General features: G+C 46.6%; 10 protein-coding genes. 6 read left to right on the top strand and 4 right to left on the bottom strand.

The features are described 5' to 3' along the window. The first annotated feature begins 17 nt into the window (after window positions 1-17). A complete protein-coding gene (locus ACX0G9_RS17380; RefSeq protein WP_459066211.1) occupies window positions 18-1,505 on the top strand; it encodes a gluconokinase in 1,488 nt (495 codons plus the stop codon). Window positions 1,506-1,819: 314 nt separating this feature from the next. On the opposite strand, the gene ACX0G9_RS17385 is transcribed toward ACX0G9_RS17380, so the two are convergent. From ACX0G9_RS17385 to mutS, 3 genes are all read right to left on the bottom strand, one after another. Next, a complete protein-coding gene (locus tag ACX0G9_RS17385; RefSeq protein ID WP_459066212.1) occupies window positions 1,820-2,803 on the bottom strand; it encodes a helix-turn-helix transcriptional regulator in 984 nt (327 codons plus the stop codon). Between the two features lie 371 nt (window positions 2,804-3,174). Then, window positions 3,175-4,182: a helix-turn-helix transcriptional regulator gene (locus tag ACX0G9_RS17390; RefSeq protein WP_459066213.1), complete on the bottom strand. Its 1,008-nt coding sequence runs from the start codon at window positions 4,180-4,182 to the stop codon at window positions 3,175-3,177. Window positions 4,183-4,434: 252 nt separating this feature from the next. Continuing rightward, window positions 4,435-7,089 (bottom strand): DNA mismatch repair protein MutS, encoded by a 2,655-nt coding sequence (mutS, locus tag ACX0G9_RS17395; RefSeq protein WP_459066214.1) that lies wholly within the window; start codon window positions 7,087-7,089, stop codon window positions 4,435-4,437. Window positions 7,090-7,215: 126 nt separating this feature from the next. Between mutS and ACX0G9_RS17400 the strand changes: the two genes are divergently transcribed. From ACX0G9_RS17400 to def, 4 genes are all read left to right on the top strand, one after another. Continuing rightward, window positions 7,216-7,755 (top strand): RNA methyltransferase, encoded by a 540-nt coding sequence (locus ACX0G9_RS17400; RefSeq protein ID WP_459066233.1) that lies wholly within the window; start codon window positions 7,216-7,218, stop codon window positions 7,753-7,755. A gap of 59 nt (window positions 7,756-7,814) precedes the next feature. Continuing rightward, on the top strand, window positions 7,815-8,816 hold the full coding sequence (locus tag ACX0G9_RS17405) for a UbiA-like polyprenyltransferase (protein ID WP_459066215.1): 1,002 nt from the start codon (window positions 7,815-7,817) through the stop codon (window positions 8,814-8,816). Window positions 8,817-8,875: 59 nt separating this feature from the next. Further along, on the top strand, window positions 8,876-9,292 hold the full coding sequence (gene ruvX, locus ACX0G9_RS17410; RefSeq protein WP_459066216.1) for a Holliday junction resolvase RuvX: 417 nt from the start codon (window positions 8,876-8,878) through the stop codon (window positions 9,290-9,292). 88 nt (window positions 9,293-9,380) lie between these two features. Beyond that, on the top strand, window positions 9,381-9,959 hold the full coding sequence (gene def / locus ACX0G9_RS17415; RefSeq protein ID WP_459066217.1) for a peptide deformylase: 579 nt from the start codon (window positions 9,381-9,383) through the stop codon (window positions 9,957-9,959). Between the two features lie 27 nt (window positions 9,960-9,986). Here def and ACX0G9_RS17420 read toward each other — a convergent pair whose 3' ends face one another. Next, window positions 9,987-11,063, bottom strand: coding sequence for an RluA family pseudouridine synthase (locus tag ACX0G9_RS17420; protein WP_459066218.1), 1,077 nt, complete (start codon window positions 11,061-11,063; stop codon window positions 9,987-9,989). A gap of 49 nt (window positions 11,064-11,112) precedes the next feature. On the opposite strand from ACX0G9_RS17420, the gene lipB reads away from it, so the two are divergent. Beyond that, window positions 11,113-11,901 (top strand): lipoyl(octanoyl) transferase LipB, encoded by a 789-nt coding sequence (gene lipB, locus ACX0G9_RS17425; RefSeq protein ID WP_459066219.1) that lies wholly within the window; start codon window positions 11,113-11,115, stop codon window positions 11,899-11,901. Window positions 11,902-11,933: the final 32 nt, after the last annotated feature.

The following is an 11,933-nucleotide window of genomic DNA, read 5'->3' on the forward strand; positions in this document are numbered from 1 at the left end:
AGTGTATATCTGAAATTATGTCGTATATAATTGGGTTGGATATTGGGACTACCAGTACAAAGGCCGTAGCGATTACGTCCACCGGAGATGTATTGGGAGATTATTCCGTTAGTTATCACATAGAACCCGGAGACTCCGATAGTCAGGAGCTTAACCCTTCCCGGCTGCTGGAAGCGGTAAAGAACAGCATAAAAATGCTGCTGGATAAAGTTCGTACCGGCATAGCCGGATTCCCTTCCGCCATATCTTTTAGTTGTGCAATGCATAGTTTGATGGCGGTAGATAAAAACGGCCTTCCCTTAACGAATGCCATCACCTGGGCCGATCTGCGCAGTAAATCCTTTGCGGATGCGCTAAAGGGCAGTGAAGCAGGCAGAAGGATCTATCAGCACACGGGAACACCCATACATCCCATGTCCCCGCTTTGTAAATTATTATGGTTGAAGAATGCGGATCCTGTCCTTTTTAATAATACGGCAAAATTCCTTTCTATCAAGGAGTATATCTGGTGGAGACTATTTGGAAAATATCAGGTAGATTATTCGATCGCATCTGCTACCGGGCTTTTCGACATTTATTCATTCGATTGGTACCCCGAATCGCTGGATCTTTGCGGGGTCACGCGGGATCATTTGTCGGTTCCCGTTCCGGTTACGCATCGCGAATCAGGATTGTTGCCTGAATTTCGTCAATGGTGGGAATTGCCGGAGGGGCTGCCATTTATTATTGGTGCCAGCGACGGATGTCTGGCCAACCTGGGCAGCAATGCGGTGGGACCCGGAGCTACTACCCTTACCATCGGTACCAGCGGAGCTGTCAGAATGACTTCACCGACCCCCAGACATGATCCGAAAGCAAGAATTTTCAATTATATCCTGACGGATAAACTTTATGTAAGCGGTGGCGCCACCAACAATGGAGGGAATATCGTTCAATGGTTCATCGAAAATTTCTCCAGCCGTAAACCCGGTGACTCCGGTACTTTTACGGAAATGATCGCTGAAGCGGAAACCGTTGTCCCGGGAAGCGAAGGATTGATTTTTTTGCCCTATTTGCATGGCGAACGCGCGCCTGTATGGAATGCCGATGCAAAAGGCGTTTTTTTCGGTATCAGGGCCGGACATGAAAACCGGCATTTTATGCGGGCCGTATTGGAAGGCATTAGTTATTCCTTATTCCAGATCGGAGTGTCACTGGAAGAAACGATCGGACCTATCTCAGAAATATACGCCAGCGGAGGGTTCACCCGGTCAAAAGCCTGGCTTCAACTGGTCGCTGATCTGTTTATGAAAAAAGTCAAGGTAACCAACGTGGCTGATGCATCAGCCATTGGGGCAGCCATCCTGGGGTTTTATGCCCTGGGCATGATCGATGGCCCGGAAGATGCAGCAGGAATGATCCGTTTGCAGGAAACCTTCGAACCTGACCCGGAACGCCACATGATCTACCAACAAAACTTTGCCGTGTTTCAAACCCTGTATGAAAGGCTGAAGGATTTGATGTAAATGAGCTGTTGTGAATGAGCTGAGGTAAATGATTCGATGTGAATGATGGAAAATAACAGAACGCCACGGGCGGTCTAATGGCGGACGGCCCATCATAAGACGTTTTTCCCGGACCAGGTTAAATTTGACTATAACCGGTCCGGGAAAACGCGTAAATTTTGTGGATCCTGATAAATCCGAAGTGAGGATGTTGGACCAAAAACGGGCTTGCTAACTACAGTTTACAAAGTTATTCTATATATCGGTTTATGAATGCCTCCACAGGTCAGGACTATGCCTCTGTAAGGGAAAACACCAACAGAGAAGAATAGATTTTATCGGTTCCTGACCAGTTCTCTCGGTAACATATTGAATTCCCTTTTGAATGCTTTGGCAAAATGGCTTAGATTGGAAAAACCAATCTCGCTGCCTGCCTGTTTAATGCTGCATTGTCCCGTTACCAGCATTTCCCTGGCACGTTGCAACCTGCACTTATTATAATAGTCATAGAGGGTATATCCGTAGACCTGTTTGAAAAGGTTCTTTAATTTGCTGGTGCTCATAAAGACCTGATGAGCCAATGATTCCAGGGAAGGAAAACCTTCCAGCTTGCTGCTGAGAATATGCTCGATGTGCTGCATGCTTTCCAGATCGCTCTTTTTTACGGCTTTGGGTTGAACGGCCTGTTCCTGGCGTTGGAAGGAATGCAGGAATTTCTCAATCAGATGAGTGATACGGGAAAGTCGTCTGATCTGGCTAAGCGGATCATTCTCTTTCATATCGAATATTTCTTTCAGCGTTTCGCGATGCGGCAGGCTTACGAAAAAGGGATTGTCAGCTATACTGTTTACCCTGGCAAAAGCCTCCAGTTTATCCAACAGGTCAACCGGTAAAAAACGGGCGGCTAAATCATGGGAACAAATAATGGCCAGTCGTTTCACCGAGCTGCCGGCCGAAACTTTAATGAATAAATTATCGCGGTTATCCGATAAAAAGATATCGTTTCGGATAGGTTTCTTATCGGTAATAATATGGTGATGAAGACCCACCTGCAATTCCTTGATGACCTCCACCTGGTTGAAGGTCAGCGAAAATCCTTTTGCGTCGCTTTCTTCACGATGCAATTCCATATCGCTTTCCAATTTGAAATTCATAATGGCATAAGAAAAATGCGGGCTTATATTAAAAGCCTGAATCGTTCCTTTTCCCAAATGGGAGGGAAGGGTCAGCACCTGGTCCTTTACAGGGGAATCCAGCTTTTCAGCGAAATCGGCCAACCATTGTTCATAATTTTCCAATCGGAATGAGTACCTAACCATAATCACAAATTTTATCTGTTAAGAGATAAGGGGCAAATGCCCAACACTGGGAAATTCCATTAAATCACAAGCATATGGCATTGGTTTGCAGGGTCGGAACGAAGGATCAGGACGGAGTATAACCAAGTAAAGGAAATAATCAGGCCAAAGGATTCAAAAGGGGCAAATGTAAATATCAGGACAAGATGTAAAATTAACACTTATCGGAGGATAGAATTATCCGCAATGTCTTTTTTGATAGCTGTAGGGGCTATTTCAAGAGGTTTTAACAAAACTTTTAGGAGCCTTCCAAACACATTTTAGATGTAAATGTATGATAATGACATGTTTACGTATATGTTCCCGAAGTCATCCCTTTTTCATTTATGGTCTCATCTTACTTTTGTTATTTCCTTAGGAAGAATGCCGAATTCTTTTTTAAAAGCCTTTGCAAAATTGCTCAGGTTAGAAAATCCAACATTATTTCCAACCTGTTTCACTGTGAATTTACCGGTATGGAGCATTTCCCTGGCCTTTTCCATACGGTTTCGGTTAAAGAACTCGTATAGTTTCATGCCATAGATCTGTTTGAATTTTGTTTTGAGTTTAGTCGAACTCATCATGGCCTTTTTGGAAAGCTCGGTAATGGACGGAAATTTATCGAGCGTTTCGTCCATCAAAATTTTTTCTACGTCTTTCAGCGCATCGAGATCCTTTTGTTTATCAGGCCCTTTGATGGTCCCACCGTTGGACTTCCGGCGGACAGGAGCCTTATTGAGAAAGGCCGTGAGAAATTTCTCCGTCAGCATCAGTACTCTGTTCTGCAGCAGGAAATGGGAAAGAGGGGATTTTTTATCTACATTAAAGATATCTTCCAGTAATTGCCTGTACTCGAAGGTAATTGGTTCGCGGGAGATATTGCGGAAACGGTTTTCGGCAAATTCCATCAGATCTTTCAAAATTTCTTTTTTCACATGACGCAGGATAAACTCGGGACTGAAAAATATCCCCACCCTTTTGATCTTAGAATGTCGTGAATAGGTAACCTCCAGATCGTAATTGTCAGTAGCCAGGAATATATTACTCCGTTTGGGGGTTTTGTCCGTTATGGCATCTTTGGGTTCCCTGAGCATGACAAAATCACTGACCAGGATCTGGTTAAAAAAAAGACTCATGCCGTAAAGAGAAGATTTTTTGCGAAGGAAAAGCATATCGTCCTTCAGACTGAAATTCATGACCACATAGGAAATGTGTGGGCTGATCTTGGAAGCAAATAGATATCCTTCTCCCTTAGAGGGTGGGATGCGGATCATTCCTGACTTTACTTTTGTTCCTAACACCTCACTAAAACCATGCAGCCAGGTGCGGAAATTGGATAACTGATAAACAAATCTGATCATAGGACGAAGCTTAAGGTAAACGGTTTTTTATCAGCAAATTCTATATCAATTTACTGTTTTTTTTCAACACTTCAAATGCGCTTTCCCTTTTCACGAAAGGGAAAGCCCTAAAAATTGCTAACGGGTATGAATAGTTCATAATGGCATCCCTAACGGGGAAAAAATGCCCCATGGAATAACCCTTTACCCCCTTTCTGCCCAACCGGGAAAAAGAGGGTGTATATATAGAAACACTTAAGTCTGGATTAAGTACTACCGCAAATGACTTTTTATTTCCTGAAGTTTGATTAAAGCTTCTACCGGGGTCAGCTGATTGATGTCGGTTGCTTCCAAAAGTTTGCGGATGGTGTGAAAAGTCTCCGTATGTGCGTCAAATATGGAGAGTTGCATTTTCGGGGCTGCCAATTGTTTGATCTGTTCGCCCAAATGTTCTTCTACTTGTTTGTTTTCCAACTGTTTAAGGATCTCGTCCGCCCTTTGAAGCAAGGAAGGGGGCATCCCGGCCATTTTTGCCACATGAATACCGAAACTGTGAATACTTCCTCCCGGGGCCAGTTTTCGCAAGAAAATGACCTTATTGCCAATCTCTTTGTTGGTTATGTGATAATTCTTTACCCTGGGCAGTTTGTTCTCCAGCTCATTCAATTCATGGTAATGAGTGGCAAAAAGGGTTTTGGGAGCATGCGGGGAGTTATGGAGGTATTCTGCAATGCTCCAGGCTATCGAGATACCGTCATAAGTCGAAGTGCCGCGACCGATCTCATCGAGGATGATGAGACTTCCGGCCGTAATATTGTTAATGATACTGGCCGTTTCGTTCATTTCCACCATAAACGTGGATTCTCCTCCCGAAAGATTATCCGAAGCTCCGACACGGGTAAAGATCTTATCGGTTAAAGGGATCTTTGCCGTACTGCAGGGGACGAAGCTGCCCATATGGGCCATCAGGGTAATGATCGCGGTCTGTCGAAGCAAGGCGCTTTTGCCGCTCATATTGGGGCCGGTAAGAATGATCAACTGCTCAGTGGCCGGGTCCAGGATCAAATCGTTGGGAACATAGGCTTCGCCCGCAGCCAGTTGTCTTTCGATCACGGGGTGCCGGCTGTCTTTCAGATCCAGTTCACGCCCTTCGTGAACGATAGGTTTCTTATAATTATACTGCAGGGCATTTCCGGCAAAACAAAGCAGGCAGTCCAGGGTGGCCAGCACCTGGCCATTGATCTGCATAGGTGCGATATATTCCTGCAAGGCCTGCAGGAGTTTTTCATACAATTCAAGTTCAAGGGTAAGAATCTTTTCTTCCGCACCTACGATCTGTTCCTCGTATTCTTTCAGTTCCGGCGTAATATACCTTTCCGCGTTGGCAAGGGTTTGTTTGCGCATCCATTCCACAGGAACCTTGCTTTTATGCGAATTGGTCACTTCCAGGTAGTATCCGAATACATTGTTGAATCCTATCTTCAGTGAGGAGATGCCGGATCTTTCCGCTTCTTTCTGTTGCAATTCCACCAGGTACCCTTTCCCGCCGGTTGCGATCTTGCGTAACCGGTCCAGTTCTTCGTGTATCCCGGGGCGAATGGTATCTCCTTTGGCAGCTGCGACAGGAGGGGCGTCCACGATGGTCGCCCGGATCTTTTCCATGATCGGCAGGCAGGGATCCAGTCTCATGGCCATTCTGGAGATAAATCCATCCGGTACGGAAAGACAGGCCTGCCGGGCAAGACCGATATGCTCCAAACCCCTTGCGATCTGAACCAGTTCCCTGGGATTGATCTTTCTCAGGGGGATCTTACTGACCAGTCTTTCAATATCACCGCATTGCTGAATATGCTGGGACAGCGAAGTTCTGAGTTCGGGATCCTTTATGAAGAATTCCACGCTGTCCAACCTTTCGGTGATCCGCACTATATCCTTTAAGGGCATAAGCAACCAGCGTTTGAGTAAACGGGCTCCCATAGGCGATACCGTATTATCAAGCACTTTTAAAAGGCTTTGGTCCTGCTCCCGGTTTTCGCCACCCATCAATTCGAGATTACGGATAGTAAACCTGTCCATCCACAAGGCGTCCTCCCGGTCCATCCGTTGCATGGACGTTATATGCTGCAGATGGGGATGCTCGGTATCTTTTAAATAATGGAGGATAGCACCGGCAGCTACAATTCCTTCCCGCATGCCATCGACGCCGAATCCTTTCAGGGAATGGGTCTGGAAATGTTTCAACAGGCTTTCTGTCGAGTAGGCTTCTTCGAATATCCAGCTCTCCAGGGTATAGGTATAAAACTTTGACCCGAAAACCTCCTTGAAATGTTTTTGATAATTGCGCTGGAATATAATTTCCGCAGGCCGCAAGGTCTGGATCAATTTGTCGGCATATTCCGTATTTCCTTCCGCCAGGAAAAATTCTCCCGTGGAGATATCCAGGAAGGCAATCCCCAGCCGGTCGCCTGTCTCCTTATTTCCACCTGCCCCTTTATTTCCCTGTCCTTTTTCCGTTTCTTCAGAAAAATGAATGGCGGCCAGGAAGTTATTCGAACTCCCCTCCAGCAATTTCTCATTAGATGCCACCCCCGGAGTCACGAGTTCGGTCACTCCTCTTTTTACGATCCCCTTTGCCAGTTTGGGATCTTCCAATTGATCGCAAATGGCAACCCGGTAGCCTGCCCTAACCAGTTTATGGAGATAGGTGTCCAGCGAATGATGGGGAAACCCCGCCAGTTCTGAGGAGGAAGCAGCACCGTTATTACGTTTGGTAAGGGTAATTCCCAGAACCTTGGCGGCAATGACGGCATCTCCGCCAAAGGTTTCGTAAAAATCACCAACACGGAATAACAGGATAGCATCGGGGTATTTCTGCTTGATCGTCCGATGTTGCTGCATCAAGGGGGTATCTGCACTGTTTTTTGCCATGGGGGACAAATTTAAGGAAGATAGGCAAAGGTACCGGACCTGCTTTAGGCTTGCCGGCGCATTGGGGATAAATGGGGGTTAGCTTTGGGGATAACCGGGAGAGGGGAAACTTTTTTATATTTGCGCATGCGCAAATTGGGGATGGATGAGTTGAACCGGAAATCGGTGCCTGAATTCCGGCTATCGGAAAAGACCCCGGTCGTCGTCGTGCTGGATAATATCCGAAGCATGCATAATGTAGGCAGTGTGTTCAGAACGGCAGATGCCTTTTTGGTTAAAGGGATCATTCTTTGCGGCTATACCCCGCAGCCACCACACCGGGATATCCATAAGACAGCTCTGGGGGCCACGGAAACCGTCGATTGGAAATACTTTTCCAACACAGCAGATGCCGTCCGGTCCCTGAAAGAAGAGGGATTTGCCATTTTTGCCGTTGAGCAAGTGGAAAATAGCATTCCTTTGCAGGAGTTTACTGCTTACGCCGCAAAACTATCCAGGCCGCTGGCTGTTGTATTCGGCAATGAAGTGACGGGGGTGGGGGAAGAGATACTTCCCTTATGTGACGGGAGTATCGAGATCCCGCAATGGGGCATGAAACATTCCCTTAATATCTCCATTGCAGCAGGAATCGTTTTATGGGAGCTGGTGAGGCCCCCAACCCCCTGAAGGGGGGGCTATGATCTGATGATGATTGTACGGAGAAAAGTATAATGACAAACTAATTTATGAGCACTGTAAAGAATTATTTAAGCCTGATCAAATTCTCCCATACCATTTTTGCGATGCCTTTCGCATTAATTGGTTTTTTTCTGGGGGTGGTCTTTATGCCCCTTTCCGGGCAATGGAATTTGAACTATACTGTCGGCTGGGGTTTGGATCATGAGTTATTGGGCAGTTTACCTCAGGCCCTTAGGCATATGCCCAACGAATCCGGGCATTATCTGAAATTGTTCGTCCTGGTCCTTCTTTGTATGGTCTTTGCCCGCAGCGCTGCCATGTCCTTTAACCGCTGGCTGGATGCGAAGTTCGATGCGCTTAATCCCCGGACTGCTATCAGGGAGATACCTGCCGGCATTATTTCAAAGAACAGCGCTCTGCGGTTTGTGCTTTTAAGCTGCGTTGGCTTTATCGTTTGTACCTGGTTCATCAATCCCCTTTGTTTTGGGCTGTCATTCGTTGCTCTCACGGTAGTACTGGGCTATAGTTTTACCAAACGGTTCACTCCTCTTTGCCACCTTGTGCTGGGTCTTGGGCTGTCACTGGCCCCCATTGGCGCCTTCCTCGCGGTAACGGGACATTTTGCCGTGCTGCCTGTTCTTTTTTCTTTCACGGTGATCTTCTGGGTAAGCGGTTTCGATATTATTTATGCCTTGCAGGACGAAGAGTTCGATAAAACACAAAAACTGTATTCCATGCCTTCCTGGCTGGGTAAGGCCAAAGCTCTTCGTGTTTCGGAGTTCCTTCATTTACTGAGTACGGTTTGTGTATGGGCTGCCGGAATCTACGGAGGTTTCGGCTGGTGGTATTGGGCAGGTGTGGCAGTTTTTATGGTCATGCTTTTTTACCAGCATACCCTGGTCAAACCCAATGACCTGAGCCGGGTGAATCTGGCTTTTATGACGGCCAACGGGATAGCCAGCGTGGTTTTTGCAGGTTTTGTCATCACCGACCTTTTCCTTCATCATATCCGGCCCTTTTTTGAAATGGGGTTTTCTCATTACCGTTGATTATTTCCCCATTCGTTGAATGGGTCACCTTTTTTGATCGTTGAATTTATTGGTAACCTATGCCCCGGATAATTGCTATAGATTATGGACTTAAACGTACCGGCCTGGCCGTTACCGATCCTTTTCAGATCATTGCTACAGGATTGACTACTATAGAATCCCCGAAATTGATCCCTTTTTTGAAGGAATATTTCAAAAAAGAAGAAGTGGAACTGATCCTGATCGGGGAACCCAAAAATTGGGATGATACGGATACCCACGCCACCCCGCTTGTGCGGCAGATCATCGTTCGTCTGCAGAAGGAGTTTCCTGCCATTCCGCTAAAAACCGCAGATGAGCGGTTTACCTCCAAGATGGCATCCCGGGCTATGATCGATATGGGAATGAAAAAGAAACAACGACGCAATAAGGCCCTGGTCGATGAGATCGCCGCCACCATACTTTTGCAGGAATACCTGGGCAGAAGCGTGCAATAGCGGCAGAAAAAGGTGCTTAGATACAGAGGATGGACTATTCGTTGCCGGTTTGCAGAATTACTGTAAATTTGCCGGAATTTCAGATAAAATGATTCTATCTATTGTAGCTTATGGCGATCCGATCCTTCGTGTGGTGTGTAAAGATATTACTCCTGAATATCCGGGTCTTTCCAAATTATTAGAGGATATGTGGGAGACGATGTATTATAGCAGCGGGGTAGGGCTGGCTGCCCCCCAGATCAACCGGGATATCCGGCTTTTTTTGGTGGATTCTTCCCAGATCTTCACTAACCTGGATGAAGAGGACCAGGGAAAATACCCCGATGGCCCCGGGATCAAACAGGTTTTTATCAACGCACATATAAAAAAACTCAACGGGGAAGAATGGGCCTATAACGAAGGCTGCCTAAGTATTCCTAAGATCCGCGAGGATGTTTACCGGAACGAAGAAGTGACCCTGGAATATGTGGATGAGAATTTTGAACCGCATACGACTACTTTCAATGGAATTACGGCCAGGGTTATCCTGCACGAATATGATCATATCGATGGCAAGTTATTCATCGATTACCTTAAACCCCTGAAACGAAAACTCCTTAAAGGTAAATTGGATGATATCACCCGTGGAAAGGTCAATGTGGATTATAAAATGTCTTTTCCCCGATAAAGATCAAGGCTCCCGATTTTCGGCCGCTCAGATCCTGGGTTTAGCATAATCCCTCCATTTATTGACCAGTCCTGCCATATCGTCCGGCAATTCGCTGTTGAAGATCATTTCCTTTCCCGTTCCCGGATGAACAAAGCCGATCGTCCGGGCATGAAGTGCCTGACGCGGGCAGAGGGCAAAACAATTCTCCACAAATTGTTTGTATTTCGTGAACACCGTGCCTTTTACAATTTTATCTCCACCATACGTATCGTCGCTGAACAAAGGATGACCGATATGCTGCATATGCACACGGATCTGATGTGTCCGGCCTGTCTCCAGAACACATTGGACGAGGGTGGTATAACCAAAGCGTTCCAATACCTGGTAATGGGTGATCGCCTCTTTTCCATATTCTCCTTCGGGGTAGGCATCGAATAATTTCCTGAAACGTTTGTGTCTTCCCACATGGGCGATAATGGTACCCTGGTCTTCCTCCATATCCCCCCAGGCCAGGGCAACATATTGACGTTTGACGGTATGATCGAAGAATTGTTTGGCCAGGCTCCTGACCGCCCTTTCCGTCTTGGCCAGTACCATCAGGCCGCTGGTGTTTTTGTCGATCCGGTGCACCAGACCGAAACGGGGCAGGTTCTTTTCATTAATGGCCATGTTCTTCTGTTGCAGATACCAGGCGACCCCATTGATCAGGGTTCCGGTATAATTTCCGCTTGCCGGATGCACCACTAAACCGGGAGGTTTGTTGATGATCATTACATCATCATCTTCGTACACGATATTCAGGGGCATTTGCTCCGGAACGATCTCTTCCCCATGCGCCTCCTTATCGGAGTACATAATGATCTCATCGGCCGGTCGGATCTTATAGTTGGAAGCCACCTGTTTGCTGTTGACAAGGACTAACCCGGTCTCCAGGGCTTTTTGTATTTTATTGCGGGAAGCATTTTCGATTCTTGCTACCAGGAACTTGTCGATGCGTATGGGTTCCTGACCTTTATCCACCTTCAGATTCAGTCGTTCATACAGGTCATCCGATCCTTCCTGGCCTTCTACACCTTCCGATCCTTCCTCTAATTCATTGTCCGGTTCCAATTCCTTACGCATACAGGGGATTTTTGCGAAGTTAGCACTACAAATGGTAAATTTGCAGGCTATGCAAAAAGTCATTTTCAGAGACCTTGACCAATTGGGTTACCAGCAGGCCTGGGATTACCAGGAGGCTTTGTTGCAGGAAACCGTCCGAATAAAGGCGGAGATCCGGAAAGAGGAGACCCGGAAGGAGGAGGCCCGAAAACTGACCGAAGCCGGGCAAATGGAAATAGTTGCCCAAACGCCCAATTACCTGCTTTTTGTGGAACACCCCCCTGTGTATACCCTTGGAAAAAGCGGACATATTGAAAATGTACTGATAGATGAGGAAAGAAGGAAAGAGAAGGGTATACAGTTTTTCAGGACCAACCGGGGCGGGGACATCACTTTTCACGGACCGGGCCAATTGGTGGGTTACCCTATCCTGGATCTTGAAAACTTCTATACCGATATCGGCAGATATCTGCGTGAACTGGAAGAAACGATCATTTTAACGCTTGCGGCCTTTGGCATAAAAGGGGAACGTTCTCCCGGTGAGACCGGAGTATGGATAGAACCCGGGATACCAGGAAAAGAGCGAAAGATCTGCGCGATCGGTGTCCGGTGCAGCCGATGGGTAACGATGCACGGTTTTGCCCTGAATATCAATACTGACCTTTCTTATTTCGCGGGCATCATTCCCTGCGGGATTCAAAATAAGACCGTTACATCGCTGGAAAAGGAGTCAGGACGTCCTGTTCCGATGGCGGAAGTAAAAAAAGTGTTGAAAAGACAGTTTGCGAAAGTTTTTGGGGTACAAATTGTCGGGGAACTGTGGACAGGTAAGGAGGGAGTTGAGGGATTGGTGTCTTAATGGGATTGGTGTCTTAATGGGATTGGTACCTT

The sequence above is a fragment of the Flavitalea flava genome (assembly GCF_054461575.1).